Source organism: Cellvibrio mixtus subsp. mixtus J3-8 (genome assembly GCF_000766945.1).
In the GTDB taxonomy this organism is placed as follows: Bacteria; Pseudomonadota; Gammaproteobacteria; order Pseudomonadales; family Cellvibrionaceae; genus Cellvibrio; species Cellvibrio mixtus_A.
The window spans coordinates 191,298-208,760 of the sequence record NZ_ALBT01000033.1; the positions used below are offsets into that span (position 1 = coordinate 191,298).

Annotated in this window: 20 protein-coding genes; 12 read left to right on the forward strand and 8 right to left on the reverse strand. The window is 46.4% G+C overall.

The window, feature by feature from the left end; genetic code table 11:
• Positions 1-22 precede the first annotated feature (22 nt).
• The 6 genes from A596_RS02300 to A596_RS02325 all read left to right on the forward strand — a co-directional run bounded on the left by A596_RS02300 (position 23) and on the right by A596_RS02325 (position 5,453).
• Entirely contained in the window at positions 23-1,000 is a 978-nt protein-coding gene (locus tag A596_RS02300) for a hypothetical protein (protein WP_039912403.1), read from the forward strand.
• Between the two features lie 121 nt (positions 1,001-1,121).
• Positions 1,122-1,355 (forward strand): helix-turn-helix transcriptional regulator, encoded by a 234-nt coding sequence (locus tag A596_RS02305; protein ID WP_052417158.1) that lies wholly within the window; start codon positions 1,122-1,124, stop codon positions 1,353-1,355.
• The gene (locus tag A596_RS02310; protein ID WP_039912404.1) at positions 1,356-1,685 is read left to right on the forward strand and encodes a hypothetical protein; all 330 of its coding nucleotides are present in this window, start codon (positions 1,356-1,358) and stop codon (positions 1,683-1,685) included. It begins immediately after the preceding gene.
• On the forward strand, positions 1,675-2,037 hold the full coding sequence (locus A596_RS02315) for a hypothetical protein (protein ID WP_039912405.1): 363 nt from the start codon (positions 1,675-1,677) through the stop codon (positions 2,035-2,037). The genes A596_RS02310 and A596_RS02315 overlap by 11 nt, the downstream gene beginning before the upstream one ends.
• Positions 2,038-2,046: 9 nt before the next feature.
• A complete protein-coding gene (locus A596_RS02320; protein ID WP_039912406.1) occupies positions 2,047-2,406 on the forward strand; it encodes a hypothetical protein in 360 nt (119 codons plus the stop codon).
• Positions 2,407-2,477: 71 nt separating this feature from the next.
• A complete protein-coding gene (locus A596_RS02325) occupies positions 2,478-5,453 on the forward strand; it encodes a DUF927 domain-containing protein (RefSeq protein ID WP_052417159.1) in 2,976 nt (991 codons plus the stop codon).
• Between the two features lie 50 nt (positions 5,454-5,503).
• Here the strand turns inward: A596_RS02325 and A596_RS02330 are convergent, their stop codons facing one another.
• The 3 genes from A596_RS02330 to A596_RS02340 are packed head-to-tail and all read right to left on the reverse strand — an operon-like array spanning position 5,504 to position 6,276.
• Positions 5,504-5,800, reverse strand: a complete 297-nt coding sequence (locus A596_RS02330) for a hypothetical protein (RefSeq protein WP_039912407.1) — start codon at positions 5,798-5,800, stop codon at positions 5,504-5,506.
• A 29-nt stretch (positions 5,801-5,829) separates the two neighbouring features.
• A complete protein-coding gene (locus A596_RS02335; protein ID WP_039912408.1) occupies positions 5,830-6,042 on the reverse strand; it encodes a hypothetical protein in 213 nt (70 codons plus the stop codon).
• A 21-nt stretch (positions 6,043-6,063) separates the two neighbouring features.
• Positions 6,064-6,276 carry a hypothetical protein gene (locus tag A596_RS02340; protein WP_039912409.1) on the reverse strand — a complete coding sequence of 71 codons (213 nt, stop codon included), beginning with the start codon at positions 6,274-6,276 and terminating at the stop codon, positions 6,064-6,066.
• 184 nt (positions 6,277-6,460) lie between these two features.
• Here A596_RS02340 and A596_RS02345 point away from each other — a divergent pair, with 184 nt between their 5' ends.
• Positions 6,461-6,670, forward strand: a complete 210-nt coding sequence (locus A596_RS02345) for a helix-turn-helix domain-containing protein (RefSeq protein WP_052417160.1) — start codon at positions 6,461-6,463, stop codon at positions 6,668-6,670.
• 12 nt (positions 6,671-6,682) lie between these two features.
• Here A596_RS02345 and A596_RS02350 read toward each other — a convergent pair whose 3' ends face one another.
• On the reverse strand, positions 6,683-6,967 hold the full coding sequence (locus tag A596_RS02350) for a helix-turn-helix domain-containing protein (RefSeq protein WP_039912411.1): 285 nt from the start codon (positions 6,965-6,967) through the stop codon (positions 6,683-6,685).
• Between the two features lie 79 nt (positions 6,968-7,046).
• Complete coding sequence (locus tag A596_RS02355) at positions 7,047-7,274, reverse strand: transcriptional regulator (RefSeq protein WP_200882845.1); 228 nt, start codon at positions 7,272-7,274, stop codon at positions 7,047-7,049.
• Positions 7,275-8,390: 1,116 nt separating this feature from the next.
• Between A596_RS02355 and A596_RS02360 the strand changes: the two genes are divergently transcribed.
• From A596_RS02360 to A596_RS02370, 3 genes are all read left to right on the forward strand, one after another.
• Positions 8,391-9,122: a DNA-formamidopyrimidine glycosylase family protein gene (locus A596_RS02360; RefSeq protein ID WP_039912412.1), complete on the forward strand. Its 732-nt coding sequence runs from the start codon at positions 8,391-8,393 to the stop codon at positions 9,120-9,122.
• A 14-nt stretch (positions 9,123-9,136) separates the two neighbouring features.
• Positions 9,137-10,306: a DUF418 domain-containing protein gene (locus A596_RS02365; protein WP_039912414.1), complete on the forward strand. Its 1,170-nt coding sequence runs from the start codon at positions 9,137-9,139 to the stop codon at positions 10,304-10,306.
• A gap of 210 nt (positions 10,307-10,516) precedes the next feature.
• Positions 10,517-10,933, forward strand: coding sequence for a PilZ domain-containing protein (locus tag A596_RS02370; RefSeq protein WP_039912530.1), 417 nt, complete (start codon positions 10,517-10,519; stop codon positions 10,931-10,933).
• A gap of 73 nt (positions 10,934-11,006) precedes the next feature.
• Here the strand turns inward: A596_RS02370 and A596_RS02375 are convergent, their stop codons facing one another.
• From A596_RS02375 to A596_RS02390, 3 genes are all read right to left on the reverse strand, one after another.
• The gene (locus A596_RS02375) at positions 11,007-12,323 is read right to left on the reverse strand and encodes an MFS transporter (RefSeq protein WP_052417161.1); all 1,317 of its coding nucleotides are present in this window, start codon (positions 12,321-12,323) and stop codon (positions 11,007-11,009) included.
• Positions 12,324-12,584: 261 nt separating this feature from the next.
• Positions 12,585-13,115, reverse strand: coding sequence for an inorganic diphosphatase (ppa, locus tag A596_RS02385; protein ID WP_039912416.1), 531 nt, complete (start codon positions 13,113-13,115; stop codon positions 12,585-12,587).
• Positions 13,116-13,249: 134 nt separating this feature from the next.
• Positions 13,250-14,077: an FHA domain-containing protein gene (locus A596_RS02390; RefSeq protein ID WP_052417162.1), complete on the reverse strand. Its 828-nt coding sequence runs from the start codon at positions 14,075-14,077 to the stop codon at positions 13,250-13,252.
• Between the two features lie 137 nt (positions 14,078-14,214).
• Here A596_RS02390 and A596_RS02395 point away from each other — a divergent pair, with 137 nt between their 5' ends.
• Both A596_RS02395 and A596_RS02405 read left to right on the forward strand, forming a co-directional pair.
• Positions 14,215-14,529, forward strand: coding sequence for an Rdx family protein (locus A596_RS02395; protein ID WP_052417163.1), 315 nt, complete (start codon positions 14,215-14,217; stop codon positions 14,527-14,529).
• Between the two features lie 248 nt (positions 14,530-14,777).
• The gene (locus A596_RS02405) at positions 14,778-17,408 is read left to right on the forward strand and encodes an MMPL family transporter (RefSeq protein ID WP_039912418.1); all 2,631 of its coding nucleotides are present in this window, start codon (positions 14,778-14,780) and stop codon (positions 17,406-17,408) included.
• The last annotated feature ends 55 nt before the right edge of the window (positions 17,409-17,463 follow it).

The window sequence follows — 17,463 nt, forward strand, 5'->3', positions numbered from 1 at the left end:
ATTACAAGGCAATGGCAGTTTCATGGGCAGTGATGAAGATCAATTTCTTAATGAGGCTTCGGCGTATCTTGAAAAAAGTTGCGACAAAGACCTTAGAAAACTACGTCGCCAGTTGCGCGCAGCTGAAGCATTTGAAAAACGTAATCAGCAAGAGTGGAAGGCTGACTATTTAGATGAGCTTAGGCATTCCTTGTCTAAACCTGAGCATCGCTTTTCTGATAATAAAAATGACTATCCCAATTGGGCGCCACAATCTCTTTTGAATCGCCTCTCTATATTGGATGGAGAGCTTGGGGATAATCTCGGGCAGAGTGAATATGTAAAGGTGTTGGAGCTGTTATGCACTAATGATCGAATGAGGACTATATGGATATGGTTGGGTAAAAATTTTCAGAAAAGTGACTCCATCCCTAATTTTGATGTGTTGGCATATCGATTTTCTAAGTGCTTATTTCATGCCTTTCATGGAATGAACAGCTGGAATTCATTGACGCAAAAACAAGGGGAAAAGAAGCTCGATGAGATTGTTTGCCTAATCGAAAAACTTTCAACTGTATTAGATGAGTTTCCTGTTTCTGAGTGTGTTTTGGATGAGTTTAATGCAGATGAACTAAAGGTGCTTAGGGACAGATTTCTTCGGCATGTTCTTCAAGACATGCGCTCTAAAGTCCCGAGTTATTTTTTATTGAAAATAGAAGATCATGCCGAATCGCTATCTAGTGATTATGGTGATCTGTATTTTTCGAGAAAGAATCCCTCTCTTGGTGATCTACTTAAAAGGGTTGGGCGTAGATTAAGAAGTTCAAATTTTAATTCCATAACGACTAATAATAGTGAGTCTGGCAGGTTGCGCTATTTTATTAGAGTTATGGCCAAATTCATGGAAGAACATTACGGATCCAGAAAAGATGCTCAGATTGCGGAAATTGCTAACGTGTTTTTTGATACCTATGATCTTGATGCAAAGCGGGTAGCTGATTTATTTAGGTCAAAATCATAAAAATAATAAAAAAACAACCCGCAAAAAATAGATTTTTGTGCGTTTTTTTCAGGTTTTTAAATCGATTTAACGCCTATTAAATACATAGCCAATCTAAACAAGACTAAAGGAGTCCGACTAGATGGCTAATCCCACCCCCATTGAAAGCGCAAGCGTTGGCTTTTACCGCGTTGATCAAATCATTGAGCTTCTTGGCATATCCAAAAGCACCTGGTGGCTTTGGGTACAGAATGGCAAAGCCCCGAAGGGACACAAACTGGCTCGCAATGTGACGGTTTGGAAGCGTTCAGATATCCATGCATTTTGTGAAAGCGTTGCTCCGGGTGAATCCACTACTCCACCGGAGGCTGCTTAAATGACCTCCCGCACTGACCCCCAATACACTCCAAACCAAATCATTGAGCGCTGCACCTGCATCACCCTGGATGATCTTTTGTCCCGTGGTGCCAACTCACGCAACCCCATGTTTAAACGCCTCGCCAGCTTTATTAATAACGCTACTGCCTACGATTGTGGCGCGCATTTATTGGAGTGGCCGGATGGTTCCTTGGTGCTGGTGATTAGTCACAGTGCTCGCGAGTTTGCGCAATTATCGCCAGACACAATTACTGCCGCTTATCACTATGCGGTGCGTGGCGGCGGGCTGATTTATCGTGATCTTGGAGGTGTTGGTCATGTCGCATAGCTTGCCGCTTTTCAACGCCCCTATCAGTGATGAGGAAATATGTAGGCCGTATATCTGTGCCACTGTTAGTGAATTAGTTCATTGCTTACGCCAATCAAATATTTTTTTGGATCGCCAGCAAAAAGCGGGGTGTGATTGTGCTTATCGATGGTTCCAATCAGGCAAGCCATTTACCGCTATTCTCGCGGTATGGCCGGATGGTAATTGGGCTTGCTTTCACGATTATGTGTATCGCGAAGCACCAATTGCTCCCGGACAATTTCAAAATGGCTACTACGCCAGTCGTGATGAAACAAAGCACTTTTATCACCTTGAAACTGATACCGCTCGCGATCTGATTTTGCATCGCTAAAGGTAGCCTATGAACGATGATTCTTTACTTATCGGTGAGCGCATACCACTACAAAACGCCAGATTTTACTTTCATGAAGTGACGCCCTGCATGATGGATTTACCTGGCTTTTCTCAATCAATAAAGCGCGAATTTTTGCGAGCACTTTATGACAATTGGTATAGAGAAAAACACTTAGCCTTTGCTGCTTTTGATGATTGCCATTTTGTCTTGTTGGTTAGTTATTCCAAATTTTCCCTGTGCAACTTTAGCGATTATGAACTGATGCAAATATTGGCACTTTGTGAAGAGGATATGACGGTTTGCGTTGGGTCACCTTGTGTAATTGATTTGGATCGCCTCCACAAACATCGCCTTGTATTGGCTTAGTCCGCTAGCTGAATGCTGCCCTATCGGGTGTGGGGATCAATTTTTAAATTTGAACTAATGAGTTTTTTAGAATGGGTAAAAAACTGGATTTCAAGAAAATAAATTCACTGGCTTTGGCGCAAGCTGAATCCATCGTTAGCCACTATGCGCCAGATGGAAAATTAAATGGCCGTGAGTGGGTAGCTCGCAATCCCAACAGAAACGATAGCAAGGCTGGTTCGTTTTCTATCAACGTGGATACCGGCGTATGGTGCGATTTTGCTACCGATGACAAAGGCGGGGATTTGGTTAGCTATGTGGCCTATGTGCTGCGCATAAGCCAGGGAGATGCATTTAAAACGCTGGCACATTACCTGGGGGTGAGTGCTGAACCCTTGCAGGAATTTGAACAAGTAAACACTGCGGTACCGACAATACCAAAGTCACCTAAAGAGCCCGCTTTCAAAGCGATATTTCCACCCCCACCAGAAGCCGCTAAAAGCTGCCCTGTTAATTTTCCGCAATTCGGTAAGGCATCGCACTATTGGGATTACAAAAGTGCTTCTGGTGATTTGCTGATGCGTGTTTGTCGTTTTGATCGCACTACAAGCGCAGGCGAGCGAGCCAAGGAATACCGTCCGGTTGTGTACGGCATAGGTACTGCTAAAGGCAAAGAGCGCACCGGCTGGCACTGGAGGCAATTACCGAATAACCGGCCGCTTTATGGTTTGGATTATTTGGCCGCTGCGCCGGTATCTGCCCCTGTGATATTGGTGGAGGGCGAAAAAGCATGTGATGCGGCGCGTGGATTATTTAATACATATCCCTGCACTACCTGGAGTGGTGGCAGTAAGGCGATTGGCAAAACTGATTTCTCGCCTTTGGCTGGCCGTGATGTGTGGTTGTGGCCGGATAATGATTTGGCCGGCGATAAAACTATCGATGCGCTGCGTCCTGTGCTGAATGCGATAGGTGTTAAATCGTTTCGCGTAGTTGATTTGAATGTGTTCTCTCGCTTATCACCTGGTGAATCCGGGCAATTAATCAATGGGCCCGCAACATGGCCAGAAAAAGCCGATGCGTTTGATGCAGTAGTAATGGGATGGAATGCGCAGCACTTCGCCACACTGGAAACACAAGGTGCACTTTTGCAGCCGATGGAAGGCGATGCACCAGCGCCAGCACCTGACATCACCCCCAATGCTGAATCTGTCACCAGCGATAAACCAAGCACTATCCCCTACGGCTTTAAAGTCGATGATTCCGGCGTGTGGGCTTATGACGCTAAAGCGGAAAAGCATCGCCGCATTTGTTCGCGCTTGCATGTGGTGGCCTATTGCCGTGATGCGAATGATGCCGGAGATAACTGGGGGATATTGGTTCGGTTTAAAAACCGTGATGGCAAAGAAAAACAGCTTAATTTTCCGTTGGAATTATTTGGCAGTGATGGTGGAACCGAAGTAACCAAACGCTTATTAAGCATGGGGTTGGAATACGACGCACATCGCGAGAGCAAGCGCAAAGTATTGGAGTATTTGCAAGGCCATAAAACCCAAGAACGTATCGGGCTGGTGCACAAAACCGGTTGGCACAAAAGCGCGTTTGTGTTGCCTGATCGCATTATTGGTACTACCGATGAACAGCTTTTGTTTTATAGCGAAGGCGCAACCCTGTGCAAATTATCCGAGCGCGGCACCTTGGTGGAATGGCAAGAAAATGTAAGTCGGTATTGTGTAGATAATCCCCTGGCATTGTTTGCTGTCAGTGCGGCTTTCTCTGCGCCCTTGGTAGATTTACTCGGTGTAGAAACAATGGGCTTTCACTTTTATGGTGATAGCTCTTGGGGCAAATCCACATTGTTAAATATTGCGTGCTCGGTATTTGGTAAGCCGGATGATTACAAAAAAGCGTGGCGTTCTACCGATAACGGAATGGAAAGCCTCGCCGCTTCGCATTCTGAAATGTTGTTAGCGCTGGATGAGATTAACCAGTTTGACCCGCGCAAGTTGGGTGATGCGGTTTATATGTTGGGTAATGGCAGCGGTAAAACCCGTGCGAATGATCGTGGCGGTGCGCGTGATGATTCGCACCGCTGGCGTTTTACGTTTTTATCCAATGGTGAAAAAACATTAGAGCAATACATGGGGGAAGCCGGTAAAACCCAAACGGCAGGAATGGAAATGCGCTTTTTGGAAATCCGCGCAACGTTGCACGATTCTGAGGCTGATATTAAGCGCATGGGAGTGTTTAACAATGCGTATGGGTTGATGGGTGGGGCTGTGCTTACAGAGCTGCTTAAAGGCGCTATGGGGCAATACCACGGCTCAGCCTTTCCCTCGTTTTTAAATGCGCTGGTGCGTGAGCTGGAAGGCGACAAGCGAGGTAAATTTATTGCGTCCATGTTGTCGCGGTTAGAAAAATTCGGGAAGGAACGTTTAACTGATAATGCTAGCGGGCAAGTGCACAGGGCCGCGATTAAGTTCGCGTTAGTGGGGTGGGCTGGTGAGCTGGCCACCCACTGGAAAATTACCGGTTGGCAACAAGGGCAGGCGATTAGTGCGGCGGCCATTTGTTTTAGTACCTGGCGTCGAGCCCGTGGGGGCGATGGTAATTTTGAAGAGCGGCAAATGTTGGAGCACATACGCCAGCAATTTACCAAATACGGTGAATCACGCTTTAAACGCTGGGATGATCCCGAAGAAAGTAAAAATGCGGTTATCGATTCTCACGTTGCTATTACAGCTGAATGCTGGGGCTTTAGGCGTGAGTCACGCACCAAGGATTATTTAGAGGGCGATTCATCGGATGTGATTTTTTATGTGTTTAAGGACGCATTTAAAAGCGATATTTGCAAAGGTTATGACCATAACCGCATAGCAAAAATACTACGCACCTTGGGAGCCTTACAGCCAACAATTGAGGGTAATGGTAAGGAGCGTATGGACAGAAAAGAGAAGCTGCCCAAAATGGGAAATAAGCGGGTTTGGTGCTACAAAATCACGCTATCTGCATTAATGGCTGAGAAGGAAGAACCGGAAAATAACTATCAGGATGCAGCGGGGTTTTAGTTGGGGTGAGTGATAAAAAAGCCGGTGTTTTTTGCACCGGCTTTTTGTTTTTAGTTAGTTGGTTGTTTTAGGTAAATATAGGGGTGCATTGTTTTATAGCTGTGGTTAATCATTATTTCTATTTGATTTAAATAGCCGTCTATTGCCCATAGGGCATTAGCCACCGTTTTTGTTCCTAATGTCTGTTCTTCATTACAGCCGAACTCATTAATTAGCATACTTAAGATCGCGCTAGCTCTGAGCTTTGCACAATTAATTGAATCGATTGGAAATCGTTCAGTGTCGGGTAGAGTGATGAACTCTTCTGATGTGTCCAAGTAATCATTTTGTTGGGTAGATTGGCTCATGATGGTTTCCTATTTGGTGGGGTGAAAATTTAATCTCGAAAAATAATTGCGTTTTTTTCTCCGTACTTTGTTTGTATAAGCGATAGGAGTCTTTGTGCATGTTCTCTTTTGTACAACCAAGGCGATTGTTTTTCTTTTCCATTTACAAGCCACATCACCTTCAGTTTTGTTTGTGAAATCGGTGCTTGGAGAGCGTGACGAGTATTGTCGTATTGCTTTGTCTTGCATTTTTTAAGTTGCATTTCAGTTACCTCAAAGATTATTCAGTGAATAACACGGGTTTTAATAAATGCTTTCGGGTTGGTTTTACGCACGCGCTCAAGTGTTGCGAGTGCTTCTACCTGGCTGCTGAATTCACGGGCGATTAACTGCACGTCCCGCACCTTCCGGCGCCAGTCGGTAATAACATCGGTATGGATAGTAAAAACGGCTTGGTGCGTGGTTAAAGTGGCTTGTGATAAAGTGCTGTTGCTCATTAGCTGATGCCCATTCAATCGGTTAATGATGAAGCCCGAGGGTGTTGCCGCACCCTTGGGCTTTTTTATTGCTCTCTCATGAACTAATATAGATCATTAAAGAAATAAATCAATAATTATTTGTTCTTTTGAGAGCTTTTTTAGATCATTTGGGGGTGTTATGTTGTCAGGTGCTCAATGCCGAATGGCTAGAGGTTTGTTGTGTTGGAGTGTTCAACAGCTTGCTGAACGTGCGGACGTGGGATTGTCCACAGTCAAAAGGCTTGAGGCCGTTGATAATGTGCCAGTCAGTGCCCAAGTAGGAACACTACAGGCGATAGCCAAGGCGTTTACCGATACCGGCAAGGTTCGCTTTGATGGGCTTGATGGGGTTTATTTGGTGGTGGTGGAGTAAGCCCGGCAGTGATTAAGCCGGGCGCAGTTCGCGTAATGTCTCAGGATGATTCAGGGCTATTTGCAGCAGTGTTTTCGCTGCGCCTGATGGTTGCTTGCGGCCTTGTTCCCACTCTTGCAGGGTGCGTTTACTCACCCCCAAAAGCTCTGCAAATGCCGACTGGGAAAGCCCTACTTTGTTACGCGCTTCTACAGCGGTAGGTACTTGTACCTGGGTAACACGTGCTGCTTTGCCTGCTTTCATTTCCTTCACGGATTGAAGCAAGTCAGCCTGAAACTGGGCTAATTCTTTATCCATGATCAATGGCCTCTCTTAACTGATTTAAAAACTCTGTCGACAGGTTGTCGTACTTGGCTTTGGTGTATGCGATCAATAATCAGATATGTCCGTCATCCAGCATGTTGTAGTAAATCACCCGTGTTCCTCCGCGCTTACCCATTCCAGATCGTGACCAGCGTATTTTGCGCAATCCGTGTGTACCTGGAATAACGTCACCGGCCAGCGGGTTTTCCGCTATCCATGCAATGAAGGCTTCCCGTTCGTCGTCTTGCCAAATATCGGCTGCATACTTCTGGAAGGTTGGGGTTTCGATAATCGTATACATTGGCAGAGTGTACGCCTAGAGCGTACAGGGGTAAAGTGTTTTGCTTTATGTTCCACGGCTTTCCCAACGGTTGTGTAATGTTGGGGGTGAGCATGCGTGTTTGGTGATACCCCTAAATAATAGTTCGCCAATGGTCTTTATTAGGCTTTAGTCCCCACTTTGGTAAACCAGTGGGGCACGGTGTTTGGGGAACTTTTAGTAATTTAATATTAATGAAATCAATCAGTTAAAAATCGTTCCCCACTTTCCCCGCGTTCCCCACTCAAAAAAGAGGGTAGCTGGTATATGTGTCTAATATAGCCATTCCCCTCGCCCCTAAAGTGGTGCTAATAGTGCGCCATGTTCCACGGTATTAGCATGCGAATTATTGCTTTCAGGTTTATATGGGATAGCTTCTTTGCATCTGGTGGGACGCTAGCAGGTTCTTTCTGTTCTCTCATTGGTTGTGGAGAAGTGAGCCGTATCTTCTGTGTAGCTCCGTGATATATAGGCTTCCTTCCTTGGTGCGTGAGCATTCCGAATTAATTGAAAAAGCCCCAATGCTAGGGGGTAGGTTTAAACCTTGGGGGTGGCAGGCCGGACACCGCCCCTTCAATGAAATTTTTACGGATGATGAATTAAAAGGAAAAACACCCAATTCATACAAATTCACCACATGAATTACCTGTAAGGGAGGGGGTAGTTAAAACTTTAAAGGGCGCCATCTGGACACCGCACCCTCAATCGCTTTTTTATACTGGATAAAAATATAAGGGGGGGTTAAGTTCCATGGGAGGTAGTCACCCCCACCCTTTAGGTTCTTCCCGGCAATTTAAATCACACGGAGCACTGCCTCGCACTAAATCGTCAAAGCTGATCGCCTATAGGGGGTTGTGGTGGTAGCCTGCATATCAAAATTAGGGGGCAGTTTCGATTAATTGGGGTACATTTCGGGGTACATCAAAAAATCAAACCAGCGAAAGCCTTGCTGTTATTGGGTTTTGCTGAATCTTACCAAGATGCCTCTGACCCGAAATTCGCAAGAACTTCGGGGTTTTTTATTGCTGCATACTTTTCCTTCAACAGCGTGTCTCTATTTAAAGGGTGCAATTTGCAACCAATGAAAAGGGGAATGTTATGCCTGAAGGTCCATCTTTAATTATTTTGAATGAGTTGGCGGCGGATTTTTCCGGTAAAACCATCACGGGCGTCGACGGCAACAGCAAAATAGATAAACAACGTCTGGTTGGTCAAAAAATCAAATCCTTGCGTACCTGGGGCAAGCATTTTTTGATTGAGTTGTCAGGCTTTGCGTTGCGCATTCACTTTTTGATGTTTGGCAGTTATACCATCGATTCGCGAAAATCGGCGTCGCCTCGCTTGAGCCTGCAATTTCCTGATAAGCGCGAATTAAATTTTTATGCCTGCTCGGTAAAATTTATCGAGGGTGAGTTGGACGAGTTCTATGATTGGAGTGTTGATGTAATGTCCGATCAATGGAATCCGGCTGCTGCGCGGAAGAAATTGCGTCAGCAAACCGATACGCTGGTATGTGATGCATTGTTGGATCAGGGTATTTTTGCCGGTGTGGGTAATATTATAAAAAATGAAGTCTTGTTTCGTATTCGTGTACATCCTTTGTCGACGCTGGGACATTTGCCGGCTCCCAAATTGCGCGCTATGGTTGAGCAAGCGCGGGAATACAGTTTTGAATTTTTGGAATGGAAAAAAGCCTATGTGTTGCGAGAGCATTGGTTAGCGCATAATAAGCGCATTTGTCCGCGCTGCAATATTCCGTATAGTAAAGCGTATTTGGGGAAAACCAATCGCCGCACTTTTTTTTGCGAGCGTTGCCAAAAAAAATATTAGGAGGGTGGGGGTTTGTGATTTTTTCTTCTTCATCCCATGAAAGGAATTTATCGCTGGATGTATTGCGCGGTATGGCCGTGCTCGGCATTTTATTAATTAATCTCTATTCTTTCGCGTTACCAACTGATGTGCGTGCGAGTCCCTTGCAGTTGGATGATCCTTCCCTGATTGATACGACCTGTTGGTATTTTCTTTTTATATTTGTCGATGGCAAATGTATTGGATTACTTAGCCTGTGTTTTGGTGCAAGCCTGGAATATTTTGCGCGGCGCCATGATCAAGCCGGTTTACAAGAACGTCGGTTGTGGTGGCTTGGTGTCATTGGTTGTTTGCACGGCTATTTGCTATGGAGCGGTGATATTTTATTTACCTACGCGTTGATGGGATGGGTTGCCTGGCAATGGCGGGAGTTGCCCCTGCGACAGTTGGTGATAATGGGGGGGGTGTTAATTTGTGTGCAAAGTATTTTGTTATTGCTGATGGCTTTGCTGCCGGAAAGTGTTAACGAGGAGTGGGCCGTTTACGCTACACCTGAATTGGTTAGCGAGGAGATCCAACAATATCGACAACCATGGGGCGCGCAATTTTCTGCGCGCGTGAGTGAATATATTGGCTTGCAGGCGGCAGTGATTATTAGCGGATGGTGCAATTTGGGCTTGATGCTTATCGGTATGGCAATGGCGCGGCTGGGTTGGTTTTCATCTGGTGTTAACCATTCGATAAATCGGTGGCTATTGGTAACACTGTTGCCTGGCTTTGGTTTGGTTGTGATGAGTGTTTATCTCGGATGGCTAAAAAATTTTCCGGCACCCTACACATTCCTTACCGGCAGTGCCTTGCATTTATTGGGTAGTATGCTGATGGCAATTGGTTATGCGCTAATAGGAATTCGCTACATTAATTCGAATTCATTGGCGTCATTGCGATATTTGATGGCACCGGTTGGCAAAATGGCGATGAGTTTATATATTCTGCAAACCCTGGTATGTACGTTTGTATTCTATGGTTACGGTGCTGGGTTGTATGCGCATTTGAGCCTTTCGCAATTGATGTTATTTGCAATAGTTTTTTGGCTGGCGCAGATTGCATTGGTTCATTGTTGGTTACGTTATTTTTATCAGGGCCCGATGGAATATTTGTGGCGCTGGCTTGCTTATCGCGAAACACAACCTTTGCGGCGCTAGTGTAAAAAGTAGAACGTATTACCGCTGAGGAAAAGATGGTGCGAGGCCCACATAATTATCCCGGGTTTGTTTGGCGGTGGCGACGGAAGGGTTAATCAAACCCTGATGATTTGTTCTAACGCGTCTATCGGCTCATAACAAACGCTTCCGTTCCCTTTGTTGTGCTGGATTACACTTTTTATATCCATGGATGTTTATGGGAGTGAAATTATGCGTACGTATATCCGTCACCCGACTTCTATTCCAATTCAGGTCTGCGCCGGTGGCGATGATGCATCGCGCGTACGTGTACGCAATTTAAGTGCAGGTGGTTTGTGTTTTGTCACGGATCAGCCGGTGAAGGTGGGTACTGTAGTGGAGTTTGAAATTCCGGCAATCAAATCGGATTATCATGGTCGCGGCGTCATTGTGTGGCGACGGGAACAAGCGCAAAAACAATTTGAAGTGGGTGTGCGCTTTACCAGTGATGATGAATATTTTCGTACGCGGATGGTAGAACAGGTTTGCCAGATAGAAGATTATCGCCAGCGCCTGGCGTTGAAAGGGCGGCAGCTTACAAGTGAACAGGCGGCAATGGAATGGATTGAGCGGTATTCAGGGGATTTTGACCAGCAGGCACAAGGCTGATGTTACGTGGGTAGGAAAAAACGGCTTTTGAATTTCACCCAAAAGCCGTTCTTTTTGTTGCAGATAAAATGTTTTATTCGTGCTTATGCGGGAAAGGTGCAAACCAGCAAATTAAAAATGAAGGGATGGTTGCAGCCATTACAAACACAAAATATCCGGTATAGCCCATGAGTTCCTGCAAATGTCCGCTCACCATGCCGGTCAACATCATACACAGGCCCATCAACGCGGTGCCGAAGGCGTAGTGTGTGGTGGCGTATTTACCCGGTGCTAATTGTTGCATCAGGTAAATCATAAAACCTACCGAGCCAATACCGAAAAAGAATTGCTCAATTATTACGCCGACGCTAATGAGTGTTGCGCTCTCCGGCTGGTAAATTGCCAATAATAAAAAGGTGATATTGGGAATATTGACGCAACAACACAACGGGAAAATCGCTTTTTGTAAGCCTTTTTTGGCAACGTAAGCACCGCCGACCAGGGAACCGATCAATAGCGCAACCAAACCAAATGTGCCGTAGATCAAACCAAATTCCTGGTTGGTTAAATTCAATCCGCCATTTTCAACCGTGTCTTTCATAAACAGCATGCTGGGTGCGTTTAAAAAACCAAAGCTGACGCGGAATAACAACGCGAAACCAATCATTAACCAGATGCCTTGTTTCTGGAAAAAGGTAACGAATGCATCCATCAGGGTTGAAATGGCTTCACCCGGATTTTTTGGGGTGTTTTCGGCGCGTGCACCGTCGGGCATAACACGCCAGTGCCATACGGCCATCAACAACATAATGATGCCGAGCAAACCAAAGACTAATTGCCAGGATTGAATCCATTCCGGTCCGGAGACGTGTGGATCGTGTTTGAAATAGTGTTCATGCAATACGCCGCTGAGCACTACCATCACACTCATCATCGCGAGTTTACCGAGGTTCCAGCTCAAGCTTTGCCAACCACAATAAAGTGCCTGGGATTTTGCATCGAGCGCGGTGACATACACCCCATCAGTGGTGATGTCCTGAGATGAGCCGATAAATGACAGCACCCAGAAAAACGCGAGCATGATGGTTACGTAGTTGGGCATATTCATGGCGAAAGATACGCCGATAAAACCAATACCTAACAACACCTGGCTGAGCAGTACAAAAAACTTTTTGGTTTTGTACATTTCCAGGAAGGCGGCAAAAAAGGGCTTCACGGTGTAGGCAAGGCCGAGTGCGCTGGCATAGGCGGCCGCTTCGCCGTTATCCATTCCGAGGTTGCTGAACATCACCACCGCTGCAGCAGTGAGCATGTTGTAGGTGAGGGCCATCGTAAAATAACCGGTGGGCACCCAGAGCAGGGGATGTTTCACTTTGGGTGGAGCAGCAGTGATATCAGGGGCAGAATTCATGCTAAATACCTTGGTTTTTTTGCTGTTATGTGTGTGGCAACGCCCTGCCTCTCGTGTATGGTCAGGTTGCTGGCGCTACTCACTGCCTCTGGTTTTATTATGGTCGGCTTATTCCATGCCTTATTTTTTTGATATTGGAAACCGGTATTGCTTGATTGTTTACCGCTTGGAACAGAGGCCGGAGCCGGCCTCTGTGATCTCTCTCACCTGATCAGGCGGTTGATACAGCTTTATCGGTTGTAAGGGGTTAGCCCCTTTTAATTATTTGCCTGCTTTGTAAGTTTCAGCGGCTTTCAAAATTTCTGCGCGTGCTTCTTCCAGGTCGCCCCAGCCAGCTACTTTTACCCACTTGCCCTTTTCCAGATCTTTGTAGTGTTCAAAGAAATGTTCGATTTGTTTGATGGTCACTTCCGGCAAATCGCTCAGGGTTTTTACTTTGCTGTAAATGGTGGTGAGTTTATCGTGCGGAACGGCAACGATTTTCGCATCTTCACCGGCCTCGTCGGTCATCTTCAATACACCCAGCGGGCGGCAGCGAATTACTGAACCTGCTTGTACCGGCTGTGGGAACACCACCAGTACGTCAGCTGCATCGCCATCGCCGCACAGGGTTTGGGGGATGTAGCCGTAGTTGCAAGGGTAATACATTGCAGTGCTAACCAAGCGATCCACAAACAAGCTGTTGCTGTCTTTGTCGATCTCGTACTTGATACCGCTGTTCATCGGGATTTCGATCACAACGTAAAAATCATCAGGCAGGCTTTTGCCGGCGGGGACAAGTTCAAAACTCATGGTTCATTCCTGAGGTTTATTGGTTGAAAGTTTGTAGGTTAATAAAAAAGTGCGTCACTAAATACGTATTGGCTAAAAAATTATTAAGCGTTAAATCGTTTGAGTACAAGAGTGTAGAAAGCAGGTGGCGGATTCTACCACAACACAAACGCGAGAATCGCGCAGCCTACCAGTGCTGCTGCTGCCAGTGCCAGCCACGCATTGCGACGGCCGGAATGATACGTGGGTTCTATACGATTGCCGGGTGAGGTGGGGCGGGTTTTCCAGCGTTTTGGCTCATTGCTGATTTGCTTGCGTTCAACGGGTTTGGCCAGCTCATCAATAGGTTTGCGAATACGGGTTTTGTTATCCTCAATATCCGGGGCGACGACACGGAAGCTGTAGACATCCAGGCGCAAACGGTCGCCATTATTGGCTGTCGCATTATCGACCCGCAGTTCATTCAGGTAAGTGCCGTTCGCGGAGCCCAGGTCTTTGATACGTAAATGATTGCCCTCAATGGTAATTTCCACATGGCGACGCGATAGATGAGTGCCGGGGATCACGATATCGCATTGGTTGCCGCGCCCGATGACTGTGCTGTGTTCGGGGGAGATAATAAAATGCTTGCCAGCCAGCCAACTGGAATCTGACACCAGGCGCCAGGGTGCTATATAGGTGTCTTTCCCTTTGTCCGGCAAACTGCGTGGATCAAGCACGATAATCTCGGTGGTGCCGAGTTTGATAATATCCCCGGGCAGGATTTCTTTCTGGGTAATGCGTTGGCCGTTGATGAAACAACCGGAACTGCTGTTGTTATCCTTGAGTAGGTAGCGATTGTTTTCCTGGATAATTTTGGCGTGGTGGGTATCCACACCCTCTTCAATGATTAAATGGTTATCGGCTCCACTGCCAATCGCGAACATTTTCTCAACCACCCACAATGGCGGGCGGCGATTGTCCTTGAAGTGAAGTTTAAGCATGGCAGGTTCCGTATTTTGGCATTTAATTCATCTTTTTGTATCTATCTACCTTGAATTGGTCGCCTTTTGGCGCAGATCCTGTGGTTTGAATAACCTTATTTCGAATTCTATGTACTCAATCCCCAAAGGGCAATCTTATGACCGATATTAGTTTTCACGCGCCGCCGCCGGCAGCCAATAAAGTGGTTATCCACTACTGCAATATGTGTCGCTGGATGCTTCGCTCGGCATGGTTGGCACAGGAGTTACTAAGTACTTTTGATGGAGAGTTGGATGAAGTCAGCCTGCATCCGGGTACGGGGGGGATTTTCCATGTCTGGCTTAATGACCAGCTCATATGGGATCGGGTAGCTGATGGCGGATTCCCTGAAGCCAAGGAACTTAAACAACGGGTGCGCGATCTACTTTGTCCTGGTCGCCCGTTGGGGCATAGTGATGGCCATAAAAAATGATCTGGAGGAGTTTTTAACATTGCGTAGCGATGGCCCGAAAGGTGGTCGCCATGGGTGGCGGGCCATAAAAAGAGCGCATGACCTTTGTAACAAATCGTTTCATTCTTTGCCCCCCGATGGCATTTTTACTGTATTCATCCGGGGTGGCTGGCATAATAGCGCCTGCCTTGCTGGCAACTTCTGAGCAAATCTGTCCCTGAATTGGCCATAGGTAGGTCCCGGGGAACATTCACCAACCGGATTTTTCCATGCAATTACTCTCGAATTTTTACGCTGTACTTGAAAAACTATTCCTCGCCGTTGTTATCAATCGCCCCCGCCTCACGTTGATTTTCCTGGGTATCCTCACTGTTCTGGCCGGATTCGCCATGCAGAATATGAAACTGGATGCCTCTGCCGATTCGCTTACGCTGGAACACGATACTTCCATCGATTTTTTCCGTGAAATTTCCAAGCGTTACCAAAGTGGCGATTTTCTGGTGCTCACCTACACGCCCAAAGCAGAAATGTTTTCTGACGAATCCATCAATACGCTCAAACAGCTGAGTGATGAGTTGGCCAAGGTAGATGGGGTTGCCAGTGTAGCTTCCATGATTGATGTTCCCCTGTTGTACAGCCCGATGCGCTCGCTGGCGGAACAAAAAGAATCGACGCGCACATTGCTGACTCCTGGTGTTGACCGTGCACAAGCCAAACAGGAATTCCTGAATAGCCCGATCTATCGTAAAACCTTATTGAGCCACGATGGGAAAACCTCCGCGATTTTGCTCAACCTGAAATTAAATGAGCAATATATTGAAATGGCTCGCCATCGCGATGCATTGCGTTTGAAGCGCGATTCGCAAGAGGGACTCACGCCAGCGGAAGCGGCAGAATTGGAAAAAGTGTCCGCTGATTTCCTCGCCTACCGCACTGCCGCCGCAGTAAGGGACGGGCAGCGTGTAGAAATTGTGCGCGAGATTGTTGCCAAATATCAGGATAAAGCGCAGATCTTTTTAGGTGGTGTGAGCATGATCACCACTGACATGATCACTTACATCAAAAGTGATCTGGTGATTTTTGGCGGGGCGCTGATTATTTTTATTATCGCAGTGCTCGCGTTTTTATTCCGCCAATGGCGTTTTGTTATTTTACCGCTCGCCGCTTGTTTAATGTCAGTCATTTATATGCTCGGCTGGTTAAGCTGGATTGATTGGCGGATGACCGTAATTTCTTCCAACTTCGTCGCGTTATTATTAATCCTGGTATTTGCATTCACGATTTACCTGGTGGTGCGCTATCGCGAAATCCACGCGCAATCACCCGAGCTTGAACAATCCGAATTAGTGATGGCTGCTGTGCGCGCAATGGTCGTTCCCTGTTTCTATTCTGCACTTACCGCCATCGTTGCCTTTATGTCGCTGGTCGATAGCGGAATTCGTCCGGTAATCGATTTTGGCTGGATGATGACCATTGGTTTGGTGGTGGGATTCTTCCTTACTTTCCTGGTAGTTCCCGCCGGGTTAATGGTATTGCCCAAAGGTGAACCCAAGGTTAGTAGTGATGGTTCCTTGTCAATTGCCGGGCGTTTTTCTCGTTTGACGGAAAATCACGGGCGCGGAATTCTTGTTGTCGCTTTTTTATTAATCGCAGTGAGTGTTTACGGTATTCGCCATTTGGAAGTGGAAAACCGCTTCGTGGATTATTTCAAAAGCGACAGTGAAATCCATAAAGGCTTGAGTGTTATTGACCGCGAGCTGGGCGGTACTGTTACCCTCGATATTATTCTCGACGCAGAAAAAGAAGATGCTCCAGCAACGACTGTTTCTGCTGATGACAATGCCGCGGTTGAAATTGATGGTGAAGCGTTAACCGACGATGCATTTGATGCGCCGGTTGCTGATGCGGCTACAGAGTCTGCGGGTGATGACACTGCAGCAGAAGATGATCCCTTTGCAGAATATGATGATGAATCTTTTGATGAATCAACAAAAACTGCAAGCAACCCACAAAGTTATTGGTTCAGTGTTGCAGGCCTTGATCAGGTAAAACAGGTTCATAATTATCTGGAGTCGTTGCCGGAAGTAGGAAAAGTACAATCGCTTGCTACTGTCTATCAATTGGCGCATGACATTAACAAAGGCAAACTAAATGATTTCGAATTGAATGTATTGCGCAATATGCTTTCAACCGATATCAGTAACTTTTTGATCAAACCTTTTTTGTCGGATGAGAAGCAACAAACCCGTATCACACTGCGCGTGATTGAAACGACGCCGGATTTAAAGCGCGCGGAATTGGTGGAGCGTATTCGCGAGCACCTGACAACAGATCTCGGTATAAAACCGGAGCAAGTGCATTTCACCGGCATGCTGGTGTTGTACAACAATATGTTGCAAAGCTTGTTTGATTCGCAGATTTCCACCATTGGCCTGGTGTTCTTTTCGATCATGGTGATGATGCTGATTTTGTTCCGCTCGTTAAGCATTGCATTCACCGCGATATTGCCAAACATTCTTGCTGCTGGTGTTGTGTTGGGTGCAATGGGGCTGGTTGGTATTCCGCTGGATATGATGACGACCACAATTGCAGCCATTGTTGTGGGTGTGGGTGTGGACCAGTCGATCCAATATATTTATCGCTATCGCGCCGAGTTTGCGGTAGATAGAAATTATATTGCCGCGATGCATCGCTCCCATGTTTCTATTGGCAGCGCGATGTATTACACCTCGGTCACAATCGTTGTGGGCTTTTCGATTCTGGTACTGTCGCAGTTTATTCCAACGATTTATTTTGGTGTGTTGACCGCATTTGCAATGTTCATGGCAATTGTTGGTTCGCTGACATTGCTGCCAAAACTGATTTTAATCATGAAGCCTTTCGGTCCCGAAAATCCCTGATTAACATTTTGTTGTATTCGTAAGGGCGCGACTTATCGCGCCCTTTTTTATTGCC

What these genes read in the sequence shown, in the direction of transcription:
- A596_RS02300 (WP_039912403.1), top strand. Translation starts at nt 23, where the DNA reads ATGGGCAGTGATGAAGATCAATTTCTTAATGAGGCTTCGGCGTATCTT.
- A596_RS02305 (WP_052417158.1), top strand. Translation starts at nt 1,122, where the DNA reads ATGGCTAATCCCACCCCCATTGAAAGCGCAAGCGTTGGCTTTTACCGC.
- A596_RS02310 (WP_039912404.1), top strand. Translation starts at nt 1,356, where the DNA reads ATGACCTCCCGCACTGACCCCCAATACACTCCAAACCAAATCATTGAG.
- A596_RS02315 (WP_039912405.1), top strand. Translation starts at nt 1,675, where the DNA reads ATGTCGCATAGCTTGCCGCTTTTCAACGCCCCTATCAGTGATGAGGAA.
- A596_RS02320 (WP_039912406.1), top strand. Translation starts at nt 2,047, where the DNA reads ATGAACGATGATTCTTTACTTATCGGTGAGCGCATACCACTACAAAAC.
- A596_RS02325 (WP_052417159.1), top strand. Translation starts at nt 2,478, where the DNA reads ATGGGTAAAAAACTGGATTTCAAGAAAATAAATTCACTGGCTTTGGCG.
- A596_RS02330 (WP_039912407.1), bottom strand. Translation starts at nt 5,800, where the DNA reads ATGAGCCAATCTACCCAACAAAATGATTACTTGGACACATCAGAAGAG.
- A596_RS02335 (WP_039912408.1), bottom strand. Translation starts at nt 6,042, where the DNA reads ATGCAACTTAAAAAATGCAAGACAAAGCAATACGACAATACTCGTCAC.
- A596_RS02340 (WP_039912409.1), bottom strand. Translation starts at nt 6,276, where the DNA reads ATGAGCAACAGCACTTTATCACAAGCCACTTTAACCACGCACCAAGCC.
- A596_RS02345 (WP_052417160.1), top strand. Translation starts at nt 6,461, where the DNA reads ATGGCTAGAGGTTTGTTGTGTTGGAGTGTTCAACAGCTTGCTGAACGT.
- A596_RS02350 (WP_039912411.1), bottom strand. Translation starts at nt 6,967, where the DNA reads ATGGATAAAGAATTAGCCCAGTTTCAGGCTGACTTGCTTCAATCCGTG.
- A596_RS02355 (WP_200882845.1), bottom strand. Translation starts at nt 7,274, where the DNA reads ATGTATACGATTATCGAAACCCCAACCTTCCAGAAGTATGCAGCCGAT.
- A596_RS02360 (WP_039912412.1), top strand. Translation starts at nt 8,391, where the DNA reads ATGCCTGAAGGTCCATCTTTAATTATTTTGAATGAGTTGGCGGCGGAT.
- A596_RS02370 (WP_039912530.1), top strand. Translation starts at nt 10,517, where the DNA reads ATGCGTACGTATATCCGTCACCCGACTTCTATTCCAATTCAGGTCTGC.
- A596_RS02375 (WP_052417161.1), bottom strand. Translation starts at nt 12,323, where the DNA reads ATGAATTCTGCCCCTGATATCACTGCTGCTCCACCCAAAGTGAAACAT.
- ppa (WP_039912416.1), bottom strand. Translation starts at nt 13,115, where the DNA reads ATGAGTTTTGAACTTGTCCCCGCCGGCAAAAGCCTGCCTGATGATTTT.
- A596_RS02390 (WP_052417162.1), bottom strand. Translation starts at nt 14,077, where the DNA reads ATGCTTAAACTTCACTTCAAGGACAATCGCCGCCCGCCATTGTGGGTG.
- A596_RS02395 (WP_052417163.1), top strand. Translation starts at nt 14,215, where the DNA reads ATGACCGATATTAGTTTTCACGCGCCGCCGCCGGCAGCCAATAAAGTG.
- A596_RS02405 (WP_039912418.1), top strand. Translation starts at nt 14,778, where the DNA reads ATGCAATTACTCTCGAATTTTTACGCTGTACTTGAAAAACTATTCCTC.